This is a genomic window from Rhizobium sp. WSM1328 (genome assembly GCF_057653715.1).
Map to the genome: position 1 here is coordinate 180,957 of NZ_JBYGKO010000003.1, position 22,715 is coordinate 203,671.

The window sequence follows — 22,715 nt, forward strand, 5'->3', positions numbered from 1 at the left end:
CCAGGATCATGACGCAGAACCATACCAATCCCAACCCTTCTAAGCGTCACCTGCCAATAGTCAGTTGCGCTAGAATTACTGTCTCACTTCACCGAAAACTGCGGCTCAGCGCGACGTGCTTTGCGGCATCTTTCATCGTGAAGCTACCGGTGATTGGTCACAGGTGACATCTGCTCTTATGGGCAATGTTGTACGTCCCGGCACCAACTTTTGGAGGAGGGGCAAACCGGGAGCTTAAACTAAACAACGCCCTTAGATGGTGGGTAAGCGCGTTAGGATTAGCTCCGCCTACGTTTGCGTTAGTTGACTGGGGAGGTGGCGGGATGTTCGCTGGTGGTGGCGCAGCTATGAAAGGGGTTTCATGTCTTTCCACATTGCCGCGATCAATACCCTCTCATCTGTCCAAGCAAGTCGGGACGGGTAATGAGAGCGTACACGCTTAGAATAGCGAATGGGCCGACTGTCAGTTGGCGAACAATAGAGTGCTGGGGCGCCGGCCTCTGCCTTTTTCTTCAGACAGGCGCGCTTTTCCCGCTAATGTTCGCGGATGCCGACGGAGGCCTTAGCGATCATGCCAGGTCGATATTGCGTCTGCTTTGTCTACCCGTATACGGGTTTACATTGCTGATGCTGGCACGAAATTTTCCGCACTTCATCACAGCGCTGAAGCGAAATTGGTTTGTCCCGCTGATGGTCGCTATGCCCTTCTTGTCCGTCTTCTGGTCGGTTGGCCCGTCGACGACTTTCAGGCGTGCCATCGGCCTGCTCTTCACGGTTCTTTTGGCTTATGTATTGGCAATACGCTTTACGCCGAGGCAGCTGCTTCTCATTGCATTTGCGACCTTCGGAACATGTATCGTCCTCAGCCTTTTGCTTCTTGTGGTGTCACCGGGGCTCGCTCGCATGCCCACGGACAGCGCGGTGCGCGGCATATTCATCCACAAGAACAGCCTTGGTTGGTACGCCGGTATGATGATACTGGTGTCGACCGCCGTCGTAATGGACGGCAACCGAGGCTTGCGGCGAACCGCTTTGATCTTGCTGATGGCGGGCGGGGCTTGTCTCTTCCTTTCCGGATCGATGACCGCGACAATTGCGACGGTATCGGCATATTGCCTGATCGGATTCTACTCCTTGTTGCAGCGAATCCGTGGCATCGGTCGGATCGTCTTCATCCTGTTTTTTGTTCAAATGTTCGTCGGGATCCTCCTTTTGCTTCATGAATTCCTGGTCCCTTTCCTTGAGGCGCTTGGCAAGGATGCCACGTTGACGGGCCGAGTGCCCTTGTGGGAACTTGTCGACGGTCAGATCGCCGATCATCTCCTGCTCGGCTTCGGCTACCAGGCGTTTTGGACAGAAGCGAATCCCGAAGCGTGGATTATCTGGTCAAAGATCCAATGGATGGCTCCCCACGCCCATAATGGATTCCGCGATACGCTGCTGAGCTTCGGAATAAGCGGAATGACTTTGTTCGCTCTGATGCTTTTGCAGGCACTCCGCCAAGGGGCGGCCCTACAATGCGGGGACCCGCGTTATGGCTGGCTCTGGCTGAACGTCTTCACGGTTGTGGTTTTGGTGATGAACCTGACCGAGACAATCTTCCTTATCCAGAATGACGCGATTTTCATTCTGTTCACAACAGCCATCATCATGTTCTCTCTATACAAGCCTGTTGTTGTTTCGACGGCTCCCGGCCGGCAACTGCGAGCATCGGCCCGCAGCCCAACGGCGGAGCTGCAAATCTCATGAGGCTGCGCTTCGCGCCGATCTTGAGCATTTTGCTTGCGATGCTCTTTCCGCAGCCGAGCAAGCTGGCCTCGGTGAGCCCGAACGCAGATGCGCCTGAGAGGCTGCAGACGACGGTCAGGGAGGCAACTTGCGCGGAAGCCTCGCCGGCGACTTTTTCAGACAAGCTGAAGGGGACTTCACTGAGCAGCATGGTGACCGGAGCACCCGCGGCCCGGGCAGTATTCTATGTCTCTCCCGATGGCAAAGACACCTGGAGCGGACACCTTCCTAAAGCAAATTCTCGGCGTACAGACGGTCCTTTTGCCAGTATTGAAAGAGCGCGGGATGCTGCGCGCCAGAAGGGCGGCCAGAATACGATCGCAATGGGCAATGGGGATTATTATCTCGCTGAACCGATAGTCTTCGATGCTCGCGATGCGGGCCTGATCATCGCGGCGAGATGCAACGAGGCGCCAGTCCTGCACGGCGGCCCGATTGTGCGCAATTGGACGGCGCAGGCCGATGGTCGCTGGAAGGCGTCACTGAAGCTGCCTGCGGGCCGGGATGTGGGCGATCTTTTCGTCAGCGGCGCGCGCCAGACGCGGGCTCGCTTTCCCAACGCTCCACTCGATGGAGACCCGCGCAAAGGGTGGCTTTTCGCGGCTAAGTGCACGCAGGACGACGATATATGGCATGGTAACACGCGCTTTTGCTTCCATGCCGGCGATCTTCCGATCTCAAAAAATGCGGCAGGGCTAGTCGCCCACATCGTAGGTGGTTTTCACCCCGGCAGCCAGTGGGGCAGTGACACCCTCCCAGTGGTTTCAATCGACGCCGCGAACCGGGCCATAAATACCCAAGGCACCAGCTATTTCTTCACCGCAGAAGGCAGCCGCTATTTCCTGACTGGGGCGGCGGCGATGCTCGATGCGCCTGGGGAGTGGTGGTATGACCGCGTCAACGGTCAACTCGATTATATCCCGACCGATCGACCGCCAACCAGTTCTACAGTTGTCGCCGGCATCCTGCCGACCTTCTTCAGGCTGGATGGAGCCGACGGGATGGTTATCTCGGGGCTCCAGTTTCGGGATGGGGATCCGCAGGGCAGCGGCAAGTTCGGTACCGACACCAGAAGCTTTGGGGCCATACGGCTCGATCACTCGGATGGCGTCCGGCTGCTCGGCAATTCCATCGACAATGTCGGCGTCGGCATCCATGTTTCCGAGAGCAAAGATGTCTTGATTGCCGGCAACGTGATTGGAGATGTGGCTGGCAATGGGATTTACGTTGGCACAACCTATGGCAGCTTCGGCAAATCCGACAGAGCCAGAATCCTGTCGAACCATATTCATGACATCGGAAGGGTCTACTTTGAAACTGCGGGGATATGGTTCCAGGCGGCCGACAGTATCAGGATCGCCCATAACCTGGTCGAAAATACTGCGCAGTTCGGTATCGCCGGCGGCTCACTGTGGGGAGCACAAGACGCAGTCCACGACGCAGTCATCGAGCATAACGTGATCCGCAATGCCAATCAGCAGACGGCAGATGGCGGTGCCATCAAGCTGATGGGCGAGCAGGCGGACCTCCTGAACAGCAGCATCCGCTACAACCTGGTTACCGGGACAGGTCAACTTATGAACAGGGCCGATGGGACGTTTTGGCCTCCCGGATATGAAAATATCAATGAATGGCCGACCCCTATCAGTTGGGCGATCTACACCGATGGCAAGGCCAGCGGTGTGCGCATCGAAGGAAATACGCTCTCGGACAATATATCGGCGATCGGCATCAACGGCGGCTGGAGCAACTTGGTGACGGGAAACGTCATCACGCACGGATCGGGCGCGGCTTTTCGCGTTGATGACGGTACCGGCAGGGAGTGGCATCCGCCATGGGCACGCCCCAACCGTATCGAGGGCAATATCGTGTCGATCGGCAGTAGTAGCGGGCTTGCAGCATACGTCTACGCTCCCGGCCATGGGCCTGGATACGTGCAGTTCGCTCGCAACCGCTACATCGGCAATTTGAACGACAAGAGCTTCCGAATACATCCGAGCATCATGCGTTCGGGAGAATTTGGCAATCTAAGGGATCTCCAGAAGGCTGGGGCGGACACCGCAAGCGTCGTCGCGCCGCCGGAGTAACAAAAGGCGCGGCGACGAGCGGTGTTCCTGCCCGCGATAGCGCCTTCGGCTATGGCGACTTGTAAACCCGCTCCGCCATTCGTGCACGCGTTGCTGGTGACTGCAGCAGTTAAGAACGATGAAGACATGCCCTTGGTGAGCCAATTCGAAAGCGAAATTGCAACCCTTGCCAGTTCGGATCCCGCGCCAGACGCGCGGGGATAGCCGACATAAGTATACTGCATCAAAATCAGGATCCGGAGATCTGGTAGGGTGAGGCAGGCTGAGGCGGGGCAATATTGTAGGCAGCGAGCTGGGTCAGCACCTTTGCACTGAGAGTTCCCCGAACTCCCGGATGACGATTGGAGCCTTCATCGGCATAAGAATGGGTCCATACATCAGACGGACCAATGGTCATGAAAACCGCAACGCGGTCAGGAGTCCCGGCCATCCGTCGAAGGGCTGATCGTGCCACGGTGAAAGCCCTTTGCGAGTCAATGCGAAGTCGCGGCCCGATCCGGTCGCAGAACTTGCGTAGATCGTGTCCCGGCACGTGGTGTAGGTGGCGGGAGGTAGCAAAGCCGAGCGCCCGCGCGCTTTTCATAGCGCTGTAGCGGGTGATTGGGTTTGCGGGCGGCCATCAGTGTTTTCCGCTAGGGTCGGGTTGTTGAAGACCAACCTGACGGAAAGACCACCGATGACCAATGACATGATGAACGTGCGTTCGCTTGTTGAGAAGAGCGCCGATGCAGATTTGTTGCGTGAGATGATCGGCTTTGCCGCCGAGCGGCTGATGGAGCTGGAGGTCGGATCAGCTGCGGTGCTGAGTTCGGCGAGAAGAACCCGATGCGCCTTGCTCAACGCAATGGCTACCGCGACCGCGATTGGGAGACGCGAGCCGGGACCGTTGAACTCCGCATTCCGAAGCTGCGCAAGGGCAGCTACTTTCCGAGCTTCCTTGAACCCCGTCGCATGGCGGAAAAGGCTCTGACGGCCGTCATCCAAGAAGCCTATATCCAGGGAATCTCGACCCGTTCTGTCGACGATCTGGTCAAAGCCATGGGCATGAGCGGTATTTCGAAGAGCCAGGTGTCCCGGCTCTGTGAAGAGATCGACGTCAAGGTGAAGGCTTTCCTCGACAGGCCGATTGAAGGCGAGTGGCCATACGTGTGGGTGGACGCGACCTACCTCAAAGTCCGGCGCGGCGGACGTGTCGTTTCCGTCGCCGTCATTATCGCTGTCGGCGTGAACAGCGATGGCCGGCGCGAGGTCCTAGGCATGGAGGTCGGGACGTCGGAGGCCGAACCGATCTGGACGGAATTCCTGCGTAGGCTGACACGCCGAGGATTGCGCGGCGTGAAGCTCGTCGTCTCGGATGCCCATGAAGGCCTCAAGGCTGCTGTCACGAAGGTTTTGAATGCCACCTGGCAAAGATGCCGGGTTCACTTCATGAGGAACGTGCTGGCGCACGCCGGAAAGAGCGGCAGGCGGGTCGTCTCCGCTTTCATCGCAACGGCCTTGGCCCAGGAGACGCCGGAGGCAGCAAGCGCTCAATGGCGCAGCGTCGCCGATCAGATCAGGCCGAAAGTGCCGAAGCTCGCCACCATCATGGACGATGCCGAAGAAGACGTGCTCGCCTACATGACTTTCCCGAAAGAGCACCGTGCAAAGCTGCACTCGACGAATCCAATCGAGCGTCTCAATGGCGAAATCAAGCGACGCACCGAGGTGGTCGGTATCTTTCCGAACGACGAGGCGATCGTCCGTCTCGTGGGCGCGCTGCTGCTCGAACAGAACGACGAGTGGGCCGTCCAACGCGCCAGGTATATGACCCTTGAGACCATGGCTCAAATGAGCGATGATCCCCAAATCAGCCTGCCCGCTGTGGCTCGCTGATATCCGCTCCGACCCATGTCGGAAAGCACGGCCATCAGCCGTCAGCTACACCACTCCCGTGGACACGATCCTTGCGTAGGCTTCTGCCAACGAGTGTCGGCATTTGCCCGGCATGTTCGATCCGCACATCGAAAATGATGGCATCGCCTGCCCCTTCTCCGGCATGCTCCTTACCAGGCCCCTGAGGTGAGATCTTGGTCGAACCTTCAATGTCGCTGGCGAGTTTTCGTCCCGATCCTGCAGGTAGAATGCGATCTTATACCCCTGAAAGACTCGTCCGCGAAGATAGTTCCGTCAATGCAGGCAAGGTGGTGGGGAACCTCATTATGCCACGACGATGTCGTGTTGATCATCATATCGCATTCGCCTGTGAGAACGACGTCAAGCGGTTGCGTGATTTCCTTGAGGTGATTGAGGATCACGTCGGATGTCAGAAATCTGGCGACTTCCTCTGCGACATACCTGGCCTGAAGCTGGAATTTGCCACCGTACTGATACCGGCCTTCCGATTTCAGGTACTGCGTCACAATCAGTCGTAAGCATTCCACCTGATTGGCGGCTAGCAGTTCCCTGATGACGGTGTAGCTGTCGGAACTCAAATCTTTCTGCAGCGGATTCTGTCGTCCAGCTCTGACTGCTCGCCAGCCGAGGCCGTCATCTCGCCTGTCGGATCCCCACATCTCTCTCCCGGCTTGTGCGCTCACCCCCGGCCCTGTCTGCGCGACGGCGACTATCTTCTTCGATTTTGCGACGGCCAAACGCTCTTTCGCGACGGCACTCATCAAAAAGAGCACGTCGTAAACCATAGGGGTACATTGCCTTACTCCAAATATTGTAACTTATCCCCGCGTAAGGCGTAGAAATATGAAGTCTCATCTACGTCCAATAGTTGGAACGGCAAGTATGGAGGCAATCGCCCTTACAGCATATTCTGATGACAGTTTAGATCGCGAAAGCGCAGGTCATGAGAAAGCAACTAGCAGACAGCAGTCAAGATTCGGTTCTTAATCGACCGAGCTATTCGGAATCTATTAATGTCCTTGGTGTTCGCATTTCGGCAGTTAATCTCAAAAGTGCCACCGGATTTATTCAAACAGCGATCGAAGACGGCAGGAAGGAATATGTGTGCGTTCGCGACGCGCACGGTGTCGTCCGATGTCAAGATGATCCCGAACTCCGGTCGATACATAACCGTGCGTTCCTCGTGACACCCGACGGCATGCCGTTGGTATGGGCATTGAAACGTGCCGGTCATGCCGAAAGCGACAGGGTCTATGGACCGGATCTCATGTTATCCGTTTTCGATGCCGGCAGCTCCAAGGGCTTGCGCCACTTCCTTTATGGCGCAACGGCCGAAACGCTCGAACAGCTGCAGGCGCGACTTCTCGCGAAATTTCCGCAAGCACAGATCGTCGGCTCCTATGCGCCACCTTTTCGCAAACTGTCGACGCGGGAGGAAACGGAGATTGCTGACCAGCTCAATCGATCGGGCGCCGATATCATCTGGGTCGGCCTGAGCAGTCCAAAGCAGGAGCTCTGGATGGCGCGCATGCGCGATCGTCTGGAAGCATCGATGCTCATCGGGGTCGGAGCCGCATTCGATTTCCACGCCGGCCTCAAGCGGCAGGCTCCAAGGATCATTCAAAGAAGCGGCTTCGAATGGGCGTTCCGCCTTTTGTGCGAGCCGCGACGGCTGTGGCGGCGCTATGCGGTCGTCGTGCCGACCTTCATCTCACTGACGGCATTCCAGAGACTGGGGCTTCGGAAGTTTCCGATCGAAGACGCGGTTTTTGGACCAAGCGCGCCAAAAGAAGCAGCTGCAAAGGTGTAAAGCCATCATGTCCTTATTTGCGTCGCCAGCAATGACACCGCGTCCGTCGAAGGCAGCCACATCAAGTGACATGACGTCGCGGGCGATTGCGGCAGGTTCCGTGCCGCCCATAGCAGCTAAGACCGCCGATCCCTTTGACCGGGCAGGGCTGAATATGCCCGCCGCACTACGGCGTCGGCTTCCTCGGCTTGCAACCTCGTCCTTGCTGGCCGCCGGCGACATTGCAAGCTATTTGGTTGCCTATTTTGTTGTCCTGTCCTTTTTCCCCAGTGGTTTGGAGGGCACGCTGGCGGAGCGTACGTTCGCGATCGCAGCACTCGCCGCGATTATTCTTTACGCATCGGCCGGCCTCTACCCTGGATATCGGTTACATGAGCACGAACATCTGCGGCGGCGCACTGTAGCTGCCGTCAAGGTGGCTGTCCTGGCGGCGTTTGGAGCAATTATCCTCCCGGAGGGGGAACGACTGCTGCTTGCCGTCATTGGGTTCCTCGCTCTCGGGCTGATTGTTCAGCCATTTGTGCATTGGCTTGCACGGGGCCTGTGCTGGAAACTTGGAGTCTGGGGGGAGCACGCGGTTGTCATAGGGGGGGGCAACCTTACCCCCGCTCTCGTGGCCCATTTCAAGAACCACTGGCAGTATGGCATCAGGCCGGAGGCCATTTCCCCCGATAGTGTGGAGGCATTGCCCGATGGCGGGCCATCCATTGCCATGATTGCGGGCGACACAGGCGTGCTTGCACCAGATTTGGCGGCTATGCGTCGGAAGTTCGCCGAAGTCATTTTGCTGTCCGACACGCCGAGCCTCAAGGTAACCGGATTGCGGCCTGCGGATGTCGGCGGAGAAATCGGTATTCGCCTTACCAACAGTGGGAGTTCGGTGAACTCGGACCTGGTTCGCCGAATCCTCGATCTCGCAATCGCCATCCCTGCATCGATCGTCGTCGCCCCATTCATCGCGTTTGCAGCGGCCGCAATCTATGCCATCGATCCGGGCCCCGTCTTCTTCCGGCACACCAGGGAGGGGCGGTCAGGCAAGCCGGTGCACGTCCTGAAATTGAGGACGATGTATCAGGATGCAGAGCAGCGCCTTGAAGCTGTCTTCCGAGACGACCCCAACATGCGCGCCGAGTGGTTGAGCCACTTCAAGCTCAAGGACGATCCGCGCGTCCTTCCGGTGATCGGACATATGCTGCGCTCTTCGAGCATCGATGAGCTGCCGCAATTGGCAAACATCATTGCGGGGCAGATGGCCATCGTCGGACCGCGTCCGTTTCCAGAATATCACCTCTCAGCGATGGACAGCGAATTTCGTGACAAGCGGCGTTCGGTAACACCGGGGCTGACAGGCCTCTGGCAGATATCCGAACGAAGCAATGCGGATATCGAGCTGCAGCAGCAACTCGACGAGTTCTACATCGACAACCGGTCTCTGTGGTTCGACTGCCAAATTCTTCTCAGCACAATCCCTGCGGTGTTCAAGCGCGGGGGAGCCTACTGACCATCCTCGCTTCCGCGAGGCAACCATCAACAACGGAGCATACCAATGCACGGACAAAAGCGAATTATGGTAACCGGCGGCACCGGGTTTCTGGGATCATTCCTGTGCGAAAGGCTTTTGCGCGAGGGCAATGACGTCCTCTGCGTGGACAATTACTACACCGGTTCGCGCGACAATGTGCTGCATCTTCTTGACGATCCTCGCTTTGAGATACTCCGGCACGACATTACCTTCCCGCTCTATGTGGAAGTCGACGAGATCTACAACCTCGCCTGCCCGGCATCTCCTGTTCACTACCAGTTCGATCCTGTGCAGACTGTGAAGACCAATGTGCATGGGGCCATCAATATGCTGGGCTTGGCCAAGCGCACCAAGGCGAAGATCTTCCAGGCTTCCACCAGCGAAGTTTACGGCGATCCGGCAGTCCATCCTCAGACGGAGGACTATCGCGGAAGCGTCAATCCCATAGGCCCGCGGGCGTGTTATGACGAAGGCAAGCGGTGCGCCGAAACGCTGTTCTTCGACTATCATCGTCAATATGGCGTGGAAATCCGGGTGGCGCGGATCTTCAATACCTATGGGCCTCGCATGCAGACCAACGATGGCCGCGTCGTCTCCAATTTCATCGTTCAGGCGCTTCGAAACGAGTCGATCACCATCTTTGGCAACGGCACGCAAACACGGTCGTTCTGCTATGTAGACGACCTGATCGACGGTTTTATCCGTCTGATGGGTGCGCCCGCTGGAGTCACAGGCCCTATCAATCTCGGCAATCCCGGAGAATTCCAGGTCCGTGAATTGGCAGAAATGGTGATCGAAATGACCGGATCGAAGTCCGGTATCGTCTTCAATCCTCTGCCGGTCGACGATCCGACACAGCGCAAGCCCGATATCAGCCGCGCAACGCAACAACTGGGCTGGCAGCCGAAGGTGAACCTTCGTGAGGGGCTTGAGAGAACGATCGCTTATTTCGAGTGGAAGCTTTCCGGCGGCGTAAGGAACAGGCTTAGCGCCAAGTCCTCGCAAGAAGCTTATCCGCATCTGGCGTCTGCGAACGTCGAACTCACTGCTCCTGAAGCCATTCGATAGGGACATGAATAGCAACGTTAATGATCGAAAGCCGCGGCTCGTTTTTTTTCAATGGGACCATCAGCCCAATGCGAACGCGGCCGGTTACCTGCTGCTGCACATGCAGCAGCAGGTCAAATGCCTCACAACACATTTCGATGTCGTCGTCATTAACCGCGACTGCGATTATGCAGAGATATGCGACAGGTACGAACCGGATCTGACGCTGTTTGAAAGCGGTTATCGGTCGCATGGGTCGCGTCGCATAAAAATCACCAACACCAATACCCATATCGTCGTTCCCAAGCTTGGCCTTCATAACGCCGACGCATGGTGCGATCGACGCGCGGGCTTCCTTTCCGATATGGAGCAGTGGGGCATCGAGGCGTATTTCGCGATCGCAACGATGACTCCGGAATATATGCCGGCGGTGAAGGAGAATCTCTTCGTCTGGCCAAATTTCATCGATCCCAAAGTCTACCACGACTATGGCCAGCAAAAGGTCATCCCGGTGATGCTCACAGGTCAGGCCTATGGCCTTTATCCCTGGCGACAGACGGTCTTTCCGATGATCCGCGACCGTTACCCCTGCCTGGTCTCGCCGCAACACGCCTATGAGAGCAAGCTAGCTTCCCAGCTCCTGTCCGGAGAGGCTTACGCGCGCGCGCTCAACTCGAGCCTCGTCGTCCCCACATGCGGCACTATGGGCGGCGAGGTCGTACGCAAGCACTTCGAGATTCCCGGGGCAAATGCCTGTCTCGTGACCGAACGCACAGCAGCAGTGGAGGCAGCTGGCTTTGTCGATATGGAGAACTGTGTCTTTGTTGACGGCCAAAACGTCGTCGAGCGACTAGATTACCTTTTTGCCCATCCCGACGAAATACGGCGTATCACGAAAGCCGGTTACAGTTTGATCCATTCGTGTCACACACTGAGCCACAGGCCGCAAATATATCAGTGGTTCATGCTGAACAAAGGCCTGCAGTTCGGTGAAAAGATCATTCAGTCCGGCCCCTTCGGCGATCTTACAAAGGTTCAGCGTAGCTCCAGGCGAGAGAGCGTCCATATCGTGGGGGAAGCCAGCGATCGCGCTTTGCTGAAGCAGGGCGACTTGCTTCTCGAGCAGGGCAGGGTGGCGGAGGCCAAGCAGTGCTACGCGCGCTGCCTGGACTATGTATCCTACCTGCCCGAAGCTAAATTCCGCCTTGCCATCTGTGCGTTGCAGGAGGGCGACGCCGATCACGCCTATGAGCTTCTGGTGGACCTGGTCAAGGTGACCATGAGCGAATATGGGGCACTCAACCCGGATCCGGTCGAGTGGGCGTACTTCCTTCTCGCTTTAATCTCCAGAGGCCAGTTTGAGCGGGCGCGAAGGCTGCAAGATTTCTATCCATCGCTATCCCACGACGAATTCAGGCGCGCGCGCCTCGTCATCGCGCAACTCGGTCGCTCAGGCGATGGGGTCGTCTCGGGGCGGTATGGCAGGGATCGAAAAAGCATTCATCAGATTCCTGATCGGAGCGATTCCGAGTGGCTTGCATGGTTTTCCGATATTCTTGAGCGCTGTCAGCAGCCAGATCTTGCAAATGTTCTTCGTCACGCTCCCGTCGGCGGAAGCAGCGCCGGCGAGAAAGTAACATCTCTACAATTCAAACGTGATGCTGGCTGGCGTCTGCGACTATATTCAGGCGTCGATGGCCTGATGGTCAGACTGCGCCTGAATGGCCTGCGGCCGAATGTGCCGCCGCTGCCTGAGTTCCGATATTTCTGGCATCTTGCGCGGGGTCTGGTCCCGCATTCGCAGAGAGGCCCGTTGCGCAAGATCCGAATAGCGCTTTCCAGGCTTCCTATCGGCACCGGCAATTAGCCGTGGGAAAATTGCACATGCAAACAGCGACACCTGGAGAGTCGTACATGACAGACTTTCCAAGTGAGGCTGAAGATGCAATCGCGGACTCGGTGGCGTATTTGCCGTGCAGCCACCGAGGATGTTTAGAGCGAGAATGCGCTCCTGATGCGATCCAAGATCTGATCGGCCGACCGCATCAGCACAGGCTGTTTGTCGCAGAGCCGCCCGAAAGAAACAGATCGTTGAGCTTGAACACGACTTCCGTTCTGTTCGTCGCTTTGACCTTTTTCATAATATTGCGAACATGCACCTTTACAGTGCTTTCTCGCAGGTTGAGCTCATAAGCGATAATTTTGTTTGCCTTTCCGCGTCGGAGCGCCTCCACGACTTCGACCTGACGATCCGTGAATATGCCGGCTAGCGGGCGTGCGGTCGAATTGCTCGAGTCCAGCAAATGACGCATGGCGAACAGGGCGCTTGCAGGCACAAAAATTCCTCCTGCCACCGACAGCGCGATCAGCTCCATACAGACACTGACGCTGACTGAGGCGGGGATGAACCCTTTGGCTCCGTACTCAAGTGCCCTAACGATTTGACCGAAATCGTCGCTATCGGCCAATACGATGAGTGGCGTTGATACAAATTCTGACGAAAGCTTCCGGATTTGCTCCGAAACGGCCGGTTCATCGATCTTTTTGCCGCCGACGTTCAAGAGGATTGCCGAAAGCGGAGGATATTCGTCGCGCTTCTGCTTCCACTCCTCAATTGATCCAAATGCCAGAATCTGCAAATCCGCCTTTTCGGCAGCCATGCATTGCGCCAGGCATTGCCGATCAAGCTCACGATTATCGAGAATGACAAGCGAATGCGTGTGTCTTCCCGGCACGACAGCTGTGTTCGGATTATCTATCCTGAGGGGAAGAGCTACGTTCTCCTGCCTGAGGTCCAAATTCGGTATAAGTGCTGAATTCACAGCTTCACCCTCCCCTAACACGTTACGCTCAACTAAGGCTCCGAGTACCAACCCCTCTCAATTCGGGGGTTTAGGAAACTCTAAAGTAGGAATCGAATACCACAATTCGCGGGGCGTTACAGTAGCTAATATAGGCTAAGTAGCGCACAACTTTCATAACAAGTCGGAAATATAAAGTAAATCTGAAGTAGTCTTACGCGTTACTAGATAATTTTCAGGATAAACTTCATCGTTACACCGTAGTTTGTGACGGGTCACTAAATGCATGGAAACAATCGCAGTCTCCGGCGTAGGACCGGCTGCGGATGCGGTCGGTGAGTCCGCCACCAACGTTGGCCGATGTATGAACATGGGCGTAAGTCATCATAAGTAGATACGCCTTTAGGTGAATAACCTTAAACGTTTTGTTTCTTTACTCAGATGCAGAAAACAATTCTCTTTGCAATGTAGAAAAATATTAGCCCTGTCGGTGTGAAACCTTGGGTGCAATCAAGCGATTGTTGGTTTCAACTGAAAGTCTGGGCGTGTTCAAGAGTAGGGGTTTTGCAGGGATGATTGCATCAAACGTCAAGCTGGATGACGGCACCATTATCCACCATCCGGATCTTGTGAATCTATACGGCTGCACAATCGGCGCCGGAACGCGCATCGGCACCTTCGTTGAGATCCAGAAAAACGTCCTGGTCGGAAAAAGCTGCAAGATCTCCAGCCATTCCTTCCTCTGTGAGGGCGTGACGCTGGAAGACGGCGTGTTCATAGGCCACGGGGTCATGTTTACGAACGACACATACCCGCGCGCCGTCAATCCGGATGGCAGCCTCCAGACGGAGGCCGACTGGATTGTCGTCCCGACCCTGGTCAAGCGCCACGCGTCGATTGGCAGCAACGCCACCATTCTGCCTGGCGTGACCATCGGAGAGGCTGCGCAGGTCGGCGCCGGAGCCGTTGTAACAAAAGATGTACCGGATGGCGCCATTGTTATTGGCGTTCCGGCCAGGGTGATCGGTCGCGTCAATGACGGACCAGTCGACATGTATGCGTCGGGAGGAATGAAATGATCGGCATTGCTGTTGTTGGGTATGGATATTGGGGCCCGAATCTGGTGCGCAACATCTCGGAGGCGGCCGGAGCGCACCTCGTTTCTGTCTGTGATCTTAATGTTGAGCGGTTGGCGGCTGTCAAAAGCCGCTACCCCGCCGTGACGATCACCGATGATTTCGAGGAAGTGCTGCGTGATCCAAGAGTTGATGCCATCGCTATCGCGACGCCGGTCTTCACCCATTTCAAGCTCGCAATGCAGGCTATGATGGCCGGAAAGCATGTCTTCGTCGAAAAGCCGATGGCATCGACGACGGAGGAAGCTTCGCGGATGGTCGAAGAGGCCGCACGCCGACGCCTCGTGCTGGCAGTGGATCATACCTTCGTCCACACCGGCGCCGTCCGCAAGATGCGCGAACTGGTCGAGAACGGCTTGGGCGACATGTATTATTATGACTCGGTTCGGGTCAATTTGGGGCTCTTCCAGCATGATGTCAGCGTCATCTGGGACCTCGCGGTGCATGATCTCTCCATCCTGGACCATGTTGTGCAGGAAAGGCCGGTGGCCGTTTCAGCGACAGGCATGAGCCATGTCCTCGGCGAGCCGGAAAACATCGCCTATCTCACGCTCTTCTTCGAAAGCAAGCTCATCGCACACATCCACGTCAATTGGCTGGCGCCGGTCAAGGTGCGCCGCACGCTGATCGGTGGCAGCAACAAGATGGTCGTCTACGACGATCTGGAGCCCAGCGAAAAGATCAAGGTCTACGACAAGGGCATCACGCTGAACCCCAATTCTCAGGCTTACGGCGAGAAAGTGCATCAGATGATGGTTGGCTACCGCAGCGGCGACATGTGGGCGCCCAAGCTCGATATGACCGAAGCACTGAAACGCGAACTGGATCAGTTCGTCGAGTGCATCGAGCAGAACTCGCGGCCCATTACGGACGGCCATGCCGGCTTGCGCGTCGTTCGCATTCTGGAAGCTGCAAGCCGGTCGTTAGCCCAGCGCGGTCGCATCATCGAGCTCGAAGAGGCAAGGCGCATCGCATGATCCCGTTCCTGGACATTAAGGCACAATATCAGTCAATCAAGGGTGAGATCGACGCCGCTGTGCTCGGCGTCCTCGCCTCGGGGCAGTACGTATTGGGCGACGAGGTCGCGCATTTCGAGCAGGAATTCGCCGACTATTGCAACGTCAAGCATGCGATAGCGGTCAACACCGGAACGAGTGCCTTGCATCTTGCCCTGCTTGCGGCGGGCGTTGGTCCCGGCGATGAGGTCATTACGGTGCCATTCACGTTCGTCGCAACCGTGTCGGCGATCTGCTATACGGGTGCGCGACCCGTGTTCGTCGATGTTGAGCCCGTGACACTCACGATGGATCCGGCGGAGGTCGAGGCAAAGATTACTCCCCGCACCAAGGCCATTGTTCCTGTCCATCTCTACGGTCAAATGGCCGATATGGACGCGATCAAGGCAATTGCCGAGCGCCACGGGATACCCGTCATCGAAGACGCCTGCCAGGCCCATGGCGCGCAATACAAAGGCCACCGTGCCGGCAGTATCGGCCTATCCGGCTGCTTCAGCTTCTATCCGGGCAAAAACCTCGGCGCCTGCGGCGAGGGGGGTATGGTCGTTACGAATGACGATGATCAGGCCAAGACGATGCGCATGCTGCGAGACTGGGGTCAGGAGCAACGCTATCACCATCTGCTGAAAGGCTTTAACTATCGCATGGACGCCATTCAAGGCGCGATCCTGCGTGTCAAGCTCCGGCACCTTGAAGACTGGACCGAGGCGCGTCGCGCTCATGCGCGCCGCTACTCTTCGCTGCTTGCCGGATCGACGGATTTGACAATCCCTGTCGAAGCAGCCGACCGGCGTCACGTCTATCATGTCTATGCCATAAGAAGCCACGATCGCGATGGGCTTCAACGCCTGCTCAGCGCGGAAGGCATTCCGTCCGGGCTGCATTATCCCATCCCTGTTCATCTGCAGAAAGCCCATGCCGACCTTGGTTACCAGGCCGGGGACTTCCCGGTTTCGGAAGCCGCCGCACGGGAGGTCCTCTCGCTGCCGATCTATCCAGAGATGCCTGTACGACACGTTGACCAGGTGGCCGCCGCGCTGGAGTACGCCTATGTCAGTTAACCGCCCAGGCGAGGCTCGACTGGTGCAGGCGGTCCATGGTCGCCATGAAAGGCCGGCAGATCCTGACTACCAAACTGGGTTGGTCGAAGAGCTCAGACAATCATACGGGCGCGCTGGCCTGATAGACCTCTATGGTCGTTTCGCCACAGGTGACGGGGTCGTCGACACTCTGATGCGCAAAGCCATCTGGCAAGCGATCGCGCGGAACTGCGGCGCGGGACTTCAGGTCGCGGGCGGCGCCGGTTTCAAACATCCGGAAACGTTCGAAATCGGCAATGGCGTGTTCATCGGCGCCCAGGCCTATATCCAGGGACGCTTCGACGGCACCTGCGTGATCGGCGACAATGTCTGGATCGGCCCGATGGCCTATTTCGATGCACGCGATCTGGTTATCGAGGACTGTGTCGGCTGGGGTCCTGGCGCCAAAGTGCTTGGGTCGACCCACACGGCACTGCCGGTGGATGTGCCGATCATTCGCACGGATCTCGAAATCAAGCCGGTCCGCATCGGCGCATGGGCCGATATTGGAACGAACGCAACAATTCTTCCCGGCGTGAGCATCGGGAAGGGGGCGATCGTCGGAGCGGGCGCTGTCGTTGTTTCCGATGTCGAACCGTTTTCAGTCGTGGCGGGCGTGCCGGCGAAGTTTATACGCTGGCGCACGGAAGCCGATGCTGTGGTCGATATATCGCGTGGAGGAAGATCGTGAGAGATCAACGGGTACTCATTACCGGCGGAGCCGGCCTGATCGGGTCGCATATCGCCGATCTCGTCGCATTGGAGAAGCCGCGCGAGATTATCATCCTCGACAACTTCGTGCGCGGACGCCGGGACAATCTCAGCACGGCAATAGGTGGCGGGTCCGTCAACATTATCGAGGGAGATATCCGTGACAGAGCCTTGCTGGCGAAAACCTTCGAGGGTGTGGACATCGTCTTTCACCAGGCGGCCATTCGCATCACGCAATGCGCGGAAGACCCACGGCTTGCCTTCGATGTGCTGGCCGAAGGCACGTTCAATGTTCTCGAAGCTGCCGTAAAGGCAGGCGTGTCGAAGGTCGTCGCTGCCTCTTCAGCCTCTGTGCTGGGCTTGGCCGAGACCTTTCCGACCACCGAAGCCCATCATCCATATAATAACAGGACGATCTACGGCGCGGCCAAGACCTTCAACGAGGGGCTGCTTCGCAGCTTCGCGGAGATGTACGGCCTGCGCTATGTGGCGCTGCGCTATTTCAACGTATACGGGCCGCGAATGGACGTTTACGGTGCCTATACCGAAGTGTTGATCCGCTGGATGGAGCGTCTGGCGACCGGAATGCCACCCCTCATCTACGGAGACGGCAGCCAGACGATGGACTTCGTCGATGCACGTGACATCGCCCGGGCAAACCTGCTGGCTGCGAAGAGCGATGTCACCGATGAGGTGTTCAATGTCGCGAGCGGCGAGGAAATAAGCCTCCTGCAGCTTGCGCAGATGCTGAGCAGCATCATGGGGGTCTCACTCGAACCGCAGCACAAAGAAGCCCGCGCGGTCAACGGCGTAACCCGTCGTCTTGCCGATATCAGCAAGGCCGAGAAACTCCTTGGCTTCAAAGCGGAAATATCGATGGAACAAGGGCTTCGCGACCTTGTCGCCTGGTGGCAGTCGAAGACCGCTGCGGCAGGAGGGCAAGCTGCATGAGCGCGTCTCTCTCAACGATTCCGGTCGCCAAGCCCGTCCTCGGAGAAGAGGAGGCCGAAGCAGCGCGCCGCGTTATTATGTCAGGATGGGTAACGCAGGGACCGGAAGTCGCGGCCTTCGAGGGCGAATTCGCAGCCTTTGTCGGCGCCGCACATGCCTGCGCGGTTTCAAACTGCACGACCGCACTGCATCTCGCCTTGATGGCGGTCGATGTCGGTGCCGGCGATGAAGTCATCACGGTCAGCCATTCGTTCATCGCCACCGCGAACGCTGTTCGATACTGCAATGCGGTCCCTGTCTTCGTCGACATCGAAGCAGATGGTTACAATATCGACCCCAGCCTGATCGAAGCAGCCATCACGCCCCGCACCAAGGCAATCCTATGTGTGCATCAGCTTGGCATGCCTTGCGATCTCCGCTCGATCGTGGAGATCGGCAAGCGCTATCAGCTCCCGGTCATCGAAGATGCTGCATGCGCGACGGGAAGCGAAATCCTGTGGGACGGGCGTTGGGAAAAGATAGGCAAGCCGCATGGCGACATTGCCTGCTTCTCCTTCCATCCCCGGAAGGTCGTCACGACAGGTGATGGTGGCATGTTGACCACCGCCAATCCCGAGTATGATCGAAAGTTCCGGCTGTGGCGTCAGCATGGCATGAGCGTCACCGATGCTGTTCGCCATGGCTCGAAACAGGTGATCTTCGAAGACTATGACGAACTGGGCTACAACTACCGTATGACCGACCTTCAGGCTGCCGTCGGAAGGGAACAGTTACGGCGGCTGCCGGGGCTGATTGCGCAGCGCAGGCGGCTCGCCGAGCAATATCGTGAGCGCCTGTCTACGATCCCTGGGCTCTCACCGGTCGAGCCGCATTGGGCTCGTAGCAACTGGCAGAGCTTTTGCGTGAGACTGCCTGATGCCGTCGACCAGCGGAAGGTCATGCAGACACTGCTCGATCAAGGGATCTCGACCCGGCGCGGTGTGATGAACATTCATCTGGAAGGTGCCTATTCCGACCAGAGTTCTTATCGTGCCGCCACAAGTCTGGAGCGAAGCGTGGCAGCGCAGCGGCAAACGGTAGTCCTTCCGCTTTATGCTCAGATGACGGATCTCGACATTGTCAGGGTTGTCGAAGCACTTCGAAGCTCATTGGCTGAGGTCGCCAACATACCCGCCTTACAGCACGATAGGGATATCGCTCTTGTATGATTTCCTGATTGCGTGATGCAATCTTTGTTGTGCCGCAGGACCTGATGCGCATCGCTTCGATGCGCATTTTTTGTTAGAGCCTTTCCTGGTCAATTTGAAGCATTCTGTTGGCTCAAACGGAGTCGGATGGTCGACCCCGGCCGGCGCGCGTCGAAGCCAAGCTCTACGGCCAAGCCGGCAGGTCGATCAGGCAGGCCCGTTTCAGCCAACCCCCGCAGATTTGCCCAGCAAATCTGCAAGACTCTAGAATTGCCGGCCGCATCGCTTCGCATGGCGAAGCAGTGCGGCCGGTGGGCCGGGCATCTCTCCACCTGGATCAGAGGCGATCGGCTCGGACGTACCTTGGGGTATGCCCTTCGCCAATCGCCTTTTCCCGGACGAACACCTGTTCCGGCAGAATGATTCAATCTGACCCGGAAAGGCTCTAGGCGAACTTCGCGATCCATCCTCTGATCACTGCAGGCATCACTTCGGGCGGAAGAAGCTGGACCAGCATGCGCAGCGAGTAGATCCCAGTCAGAGCTACGGCCAAGGTGCCGATCCCTATCGCCGGCCATAACGGCAAGACCCAAAACGCCGAGAATACCAGCACCGATGCAGGCAGGAAAAGCAGCACGTGCCTGCGGTTGGCTGCGGATCCGCGGAAGCCGGTAAGCCGCCGCACGATCACGTAAATGAGGATGCTATGCCAGACGTAGAGGCCGAAAAACGCCATGCCGGCTCCTGGCGTACCGAACTTCGATACGAAGTGCCATGCCAGCCCTACATGCACGAGCGTGGCCGCCACCTCCGTCCAGAAGAAAATGGATTGTGCACGCTTCGCCAGGATGATGAAGCCCATCGGCCACGCGATGATCCTGAGCATCATGCCAAGGCAGATCCAGCGCAAGAGATCAACCGCGCCATGAAACTCCGAAGAATAGAATAGGCTCATCATGAGCGGCGCCAACGTCAAAGTGGCGAGCAGACCGGGGCCGGCAAGAAGGATGCTGATTTCCATCTGTTCGTTAACCAGGCGGTTGCATTCGGCATGATTATCCGCAGTCGTGGTCAGGCGCGGATAGAAGTCCGTTCCCATCGCCTGCAAAATGAAGCCGGCATAGAGACCGCCCAACCCCCAGGCTGCCTGATACAATCCTGCGGCCATCACGCCCCCATCCTTCAATATGATGATGCGGATGGCATAGGCCGCGCCGAAGGTTAGAAGTCCGCTCGCCATGAACACGGCGCCAAATCTCAGCAGAGGTGCCCACTCTTGGCCAAATTGGCGAGCCGACATTCGCGGCGAGTGTGCGCCTATCCGTCTGCTGTACCACCAGGTGGAGAGTGTTGTGACGGCCGCAATCGCTACGACAGAGGGTGCGATCGCCTGCGCGCCGAACAGGTAAATCAGCGGGACCGTGATAACCGTGCCGAAAAAACCTGTGAGCACATTGATGCGGGCAAGATTTGCAATGCCACGTAAGCCCTGGATCAACGCCGTCTGCCCGGACGACACTATCCGGAAAAATACGGCGAGCGAGAGCAGTGCGATGCCACCGGCGTGCTGGTAGTCGCCGAAGGTGAACCCCGAGACGGGAAATGCCAGCGCCGCAAGAAGGAGCGCGCCAACCACCCCGAGTACTATCGATATGCGTCTCAACGCCTTCGCCGACTGTGCGATCCTCGCTTCGTCGCCGGTACCGGCGGCCTCGGCGACCTGTCGCACCCCGCTGCCGCCCAGTCCCAGGCCAGCGGCCGTTTGCGCGATATCGACGATTGACTGGTAGAGGCCCATGAGCCCCACGCCTTCAGGCCCAAGCAGAACGGCCAGGGCCTTGTTGCGAATGATGCTTAAAGCGACGTTCACGAGCGAGGAACCGCCCATCAGCATCGTCGACTTGAGGATCTGGGTATAAGTCTGCCCACTGGCTGGGATCATGCGCAAAGTCATCAATCATCCTTGGCCGCTATGCTGTGGGGCGGGATCTCCGGCGCGCTGTCGCCGACATGTTTACCAACGCCGCTTCGGAGATATGCGGCAAAGGCATTCCTGTTGGGGCAGGGAGCGAATTCAAGACCTGGTCGGGTTTATAACAGCTTGTCGCGCACGTAGTCGGAACGCCTTGGTGCTGCTCAATCGTCCGCTGCGGCCTCGTTTGTAATACATGCTTTTCGCGGGTCACTGGCTTGCCTGACTGGCGTGTGTCTCAGTTTCACGCGACAGGTCGGCGGGCGCGGCCTGAGACACCGGATCGGCAATTGGGGTTCGAACGACCCTCACAACATCACCCGGGATCAGCGCCGTTGTTTCGGAGGCCTGGAACTGCCTGATTTGCCCTTCGCTTCGCCGGCTCACCGTAAACGTCAGCGGGAGCGCCTCGTCGGTGGTAGTCGAGCCTCCTGCCGCAAGGTCATCGAGAAGCAGTTTTTGCGTCATCTCGCGCTTCAATTTGAACTGATCGAGGCTTGCCTGTTCCGACTGCAATTCGGAAGCGACTTCGCTTCGCCGCGTGTCATAAAGCCCCTCAAGATTTCGCGTTGTCTCACTGATCGCCTGACGGCCCCGCATGATGGCGGTGACAAGGTCGAGCCGATCGGAGCGGTAGGTGGTGAGCAACCGTTCCAGATCCAATTGACGCGACGAGAGTGTGAGGCCTTTCGAAACCAGCGTTTTGACGCTGGTCAGCTGCTCCTCGATAGATTTGATATTGTCCTCCGAGCCCTGCACCTTCTCGCCCAGCATGCCGACTTCACTGTTCAAAAGATCACGCAATTCCGTGAGCGCCTTCGACTGCCTGTCCAGCGCATTTGCACGAGCCTGAAAAATAACCCGTTCCTCGTTGTATATTCCCGCAGCGTATCGCTGATCGACGCCGACCGTCTGATCGAACGAGATCTCCTTTGCCCCGATCATCTCTGCTTGGAGCCGTGCTAATTTGGCAGTGCTGCGCAGCAGCGAGTGGTCGATTTCCCGCAATTCGCCTGCGAGTTTGATCGTCTGCGATTGCTGCTGACTTGTGGCGCGGAATGGGCCACCGCTCATTGCCAGGGATTGCAGGACGGTAAGTCCGGAACGGAATTTGTACTCCCCAGGCGTGGTTACGTCTCCGACGACATAGATTGGCGGGTATTCAAGAATTTCGATGGTGACGGCGGGTGGCTGAACCAATCCGATTTTTTCTTGCAAACGCTTGGCAATCTCGGTTGTGAGGCTGGTGTTATCGAGATTGCCGACGGAAACGGATCCAAGAAAGGGCAGAAAGACAGCGCCTTCATCCGAGACGGTGTATTCGCCGCCAAGCGCATCCCATCTTTCATATTGGCCTTTGGACTGCATCCATTGGACAATCGTCAGACGGATTTTCGTTTGCGGAGCAAAAGCAGCGTCATTGGCGAGAGCCGGCGGTACAGTTCCGGCAAGAAAGACCAGTGTACTGATGACAAGTGTCGCCGGAAAAAACACGTTGAGAACGCGATACGATAGCTTCATTTACATGTCCAGCCTGCAATAGCATCCTTAAACGGACACCGGTTCAACGCCTTACGCGTTACGCGAGCGTCGGGCACCAGGTCCGAAGCCTTAATGCCAGTGTGCAATCTGGCGAAGCCTTGAGGAAGGTGGCGGTTGTTTGCTTCGCCTAATCACTATTGATGAGGTGGGGGAGGGTGCTTAACCTAAAC

General features: G+C 57.4%; 16 protein-coding genes and 1 pseudogene. 13 read left to right on the plus strand and 4 right to left on the minus strand.

Annotated elements, in window-relative coordinates; translation table 11 throughout:
• Positions 1 to 423 precede the first annotated feature (423 nt).
• From AC2444_RS28530 to AC2444_RS28540, 3 genes and pseudogenes are all read left to right on the plus strand, one after another.
• The gene (locus AC2444_RS28530; RefSeq protein ID WP_017997135.1) at positions 424 to 1,749 is read left to right on the plus strand and encodes an O-antigen ligase family protein; all 1,326 of its coding nucleotides are present in this window, start codon (positions 424 to 426) and stop codon (positions 1,747 to 1,749) included.
• A complete protein-coding gene (locus tag AC2444_RS28535) occupies positions 1,746 to 3,875 on the plus strand; it encodes a right-handed parallel beta-helix repeat-containing protein (protein ID WP_012760127.1) in 2,130 nt (709 codons plus the stop codon). Before AC2444_RS28530 ends, AC2444_RS28535 begins: the two co-directional genes overlap by 4 nt.
• Positions 3,876 to 4,551: 676 nt before the next feature.
• Positions 4,552 to 5,750, plus strand: a pseudogene (locus AC2444_RS28540) (IS256 family transposase).
• A gap of 206 nt (positions 5,751 to 5,956) precedes the next feature.
• Here AC2444_RS28540 and AC2444_RS28545 read toward each other — a convergent pair.
• Positions 5,957 to 6,556, minus strand: coding sequence for a hypothetical protein (locus tag AC2444_RS28545; RefSeq protein ID WP_017997138.1), 600 nt, complete (start codon positions 6,554 to 6,556; stop codon positions 5,957 to 5,959).
• A gap of 158 nt (positions 6,557 to 6,714) precedes the next feature.
• Here AC2444_RS28545 and AC2444_RS28550 point away from each other — a divergent pair, with 158 nt between their 5' ends.
• The 4 genes from AC2444_RS28550 to AC2444_RS28565 are packed head-to-tail and all read left to right on the plus strand — an operon-like array spanning position 6,715 to position 12,017.
• Positions 6,715 to 7,581, plus strand: a complete 867-nt coding sequence (locus AC2444_RS28550; RefSeq protein WP_012760125.1) for a WecB/TagA/CpsF family glycosyltransferase — start codon at positions 6,715 to 6,717, stop codon at positions 7,579 to 7,581.
• 7 nt (positions 7,582 to 7,588) lie between these two features.
• The gene (locus AC2444_RS28555) at positions 7,589 to 9,082 is read left to right on the plus strand and encodes a sugar transferase (RefSeq protein ID WP_017997139.1); all 1,494 of its coding nucleotides are present in this window, start codon (positions 7,589 to 7,591) and stop codon (positions 9,080 to 9,082) included.
• 45 nt (positions 9,083 to 9,127) lie between these two features.
• Positions 9,128 to 10,171 carry a UDP-glucuronic acid decarboxylase family protein gene (locus tag AC2444_RS28560; protein ID WP_012760123.1) on the plus strand — a complete coding sequence of 348 codons (1,044 nt, stop codon included), beginning with the start codon at positions 9,128 to 9,130 and terminating at the stop codon, positions 10,169 to 10,171.
• 4 nt (positions 10,172 to 10,175) lie between these two features.
• Complete coding sequence (locus AC2444_RS28565) at positions 10,176 to 12,017, plus strand: glycosyltransferase family protein (protein ID WP_017997140.1); 1,842 nt, start codon at positions 10,176 to 10,178, stop codon at positions 12,015 to 12,017.
• A 178-nt stretch (positions 12,018 to 12,195) separates the two neighbouring features.
• On the opposite strand, the gene AC2444_RS28570 is transcribed toward AC2444_RS28565, so the two are convergent.
• Positions 12,196 to 12,972, minus strand: a complete 777-nt coding sequence (locus AC2444_RS28570; protein WP_017997141.1) for a LuxR C-terminal-related transcriptional regulator — start codon at positions 12,970 to 12,972, stop codon at positions 12,196 to 12,198.
• 551 nt (positions 12,973 to 13,523) lie between these two features.
• On the opposite strand from AC2444_RS28570, the gene AC2444_RS28575 reads away from it, so the two are divergent.
• Genes AC2444_RS28575 through AC2444_RS28600 form a run of 6 tightly spaced genes read left to right on the plus strand, consistent with a single transcriptional unit; the run spans position 13,524 to position 19,052 of the window.
• Positions 13,524 to 14,030 (plus strand): acyltransferase, encoded by a 507-nt coding sequence (locus AC2444_RS28575; RefSeq protein ID WP_012760120.1) that lies wholly within the window; start codon positions 13,524 to 13,526, stop codon positions 14,028 to 14,030.
• Positions 14,027 to 15,064, plus strand: coding sequence for a Gfo/Idh/MocA family protein (locus tag AC2444_RS28580; RefSeq protein ID WP_012760119.1), 1,038 nt, complete (start codon positions 14,027 to 14,029; stop codon positions 15,062 to 15,064). Before AC2444_RS28575 ends, AC2444_RS28580 begins: the two co-directional genes overlap by 4 nt.
• Positions 15,061 to 16,164 (plus strand): DegT/DnrJ/EryC1/StrS family aminotransferase, encoded by a 1,104-nt coding sequence (locus tag AC2444_RS28585; RefSeq protein WP_012760118.1) that lies wholly within the window; start codon positions 15,061 to 15,063, stop codon positions 16,162 to 16,164. Before AC2444_RS28580 ends, AC2444_RS28585 begins: the two co-directional genes overlap by 4 nt.
• A complete protein-coding gene (locus tag AC2444_RS28590) occupies positions 16,154 to 16,873 on the plus strand; it encodes an acyltransferase (RefSeq protein WP_017997142.1) in 720 nt (239 codons plus the stop codon). Before AC2444_RS28585 ends, AC2444_RS28590 begins: the two co-directional genes overlap by 11 nt.
• Positions 16,870 to 17,844, plus strand: coding sequence for an NAD-dependent epimerase/dehydratase family protein (locus AC2444_RS28595; RefSeq protein WP_012760116.1), 975 nt, complete (start codon positions 16,870 to 16,872; stop codon positions 17,842 to 17,844). Before AC2444_RS28590 ends, AC2444_RS28595 begins: the two co-directional genes overlap by 4 nt.
• Positions 17,841 to 19,052 carry a DegT/DnrJ/EryC1/StrS family aminotransferase gene (locus AC2444_RS28600; RefSeq protein ID WP_026157690.1) on the plus strand — a complete coding sequence of 404 codons (1,212 nt, stop codon included), beginning with the start codon at positions 17,841 to 17,843 and terminating at the stop codon, positions 19,050 to 19,052. The genes AC2444_RS28595 and AC2444_RS28600 overlap by 4 nt, the downstream gene beginning before the upstream one ends.
• Before the next feature lie 424 nt (positions 19,053 to 19,476).
• Here the strand turns inward: AC2444_RS28600 and AC2444_RS28605 are convergent, their stop codons facing one another.
• Positions 19,477 to 20,985 (minus strand): O-antigen translocase, encoded by a 1,509-nt coding sequence (locus AC2444_RS28605; protein ID WP_017997144.1) that lies wholly within the window; start codon positions 20,983 to 20,985, stop codon positions 19,477 to 19,479.
• A 228-nt stretch (positions 20,986 to 21,213) separates the two neighbouring features.
• Positions 21,214 to 22,524, minus strand: a complete 1,311-nt coding sequence (locus tag AC2444_RS28610; RefSeq protein ID WP_012760113.1) for a polysaccharide biosynthesis/export family protein — start codon at positions 22,522 to 22,524, stop codon at positions 21,214 to 21,216.
• Between the last annotated feature and the right edge of the window lie 191 nt (positions 22,525 to 22,715).

Bases quoted from the DNA above. Each gene is read 5' to 3' on its own strand.
- AC2444_RS28530 (WP_017997135.1), top strand. From the start codon at position 424: ATGAGAGCGTACACGCTTAGAATAGCGAATGGGCCGACTGTCAGTTGG.
- AC2444_RS28535 (WP_012760127.1), top strand. From the start codon at position 1,746: ATGAGGCTGCGCTTCGCGCCGATCTTGAGCATTTTGCTTGCGATGCTC.
- AC2444_RS28545 (WP_017997138.1), bottom strand. From the start codon at position 6,556: ATGGTTTACGACGTGCTCTTTTTGATGAGTGCCGTCGCGAAAGAGCGT.
- AC2444_RS28550 (WP_012760125.1), top strand. From the start codon at position 6,715: ATGAGAAAGCAACTAGCAGACAGCAGTCAAGATTCGGTTCTTAATCGA.
- AC2444_RS28555 (WP_017997139.1), top strand. From the start codon at position 7,589: ATGTCCTTATTTGCGTCGCCAGCAATGACACCGCGTCCGTCGAAGGCA.
- AC2444_RS28560 (WP_012760123.1), top strand. From the start codon at position 9,128: ATGCACGGACAAAAGCGAATTATGGTAACCGGCGGCACCGGGTTTCTG.
- AC2444_RS28565 (WP_017997140.1), top strand. From the start codon at position 10,176: ATGAATAGCAACGTTAATGATCGAAAGCCGCGGCTCGTTTTTTTTCAA.
- AC2444_RS28575 (WP_012760120.1), top strand. From the start codon at position 13,524: ATGATTGCATCAAACGTCAAGCTGGATGACGGCACCATTATCCACCAT.
- AC2444_RS28580 (WP_012760119.1), top strand. From the start codon at position 14,027: ATGATCGGCATTGCTGTTGTTGGGTATGGATATTGGGGCCCGAATCTG.
- AC2444_RS28585 (WP_012760118.1), top strand. From the start codon at position 15,061: ATGATCCCGTTCCTGGACATTAAGGCACAATATCAGTCAATCAAGGGT.
- AC2444_RS28590 (WP_017997142.1), top strand. From the start codon at position 16,154: ATGTCAGTTAACCGCCCAGGCGAGGCTCGACTGGTGCAGGCGGTCCAT.
- AC2444_RS28600 (WP_026157690.1), top strand. From the start codon at position 17,841: ATGAGCGCGTCTCTCTCAACGATTCCGGTCGCCAAGCCCGTCCTCGGA.
- AC2444_RS28605 (WP_017997144.1), bottom strand. From the start codon at position 20,985: ATGACTTTGCGCATGATCCCAGCCAGTGGGCAGACTTATACCCAGATC.
- AC2444_RS28610 (WP_012760113.1), bottom strand. From the start codon at position 22,524: ATGAAGCTATCGTATCGCGTTCTCAACGTGTTTTTTCCGGCGACACTT.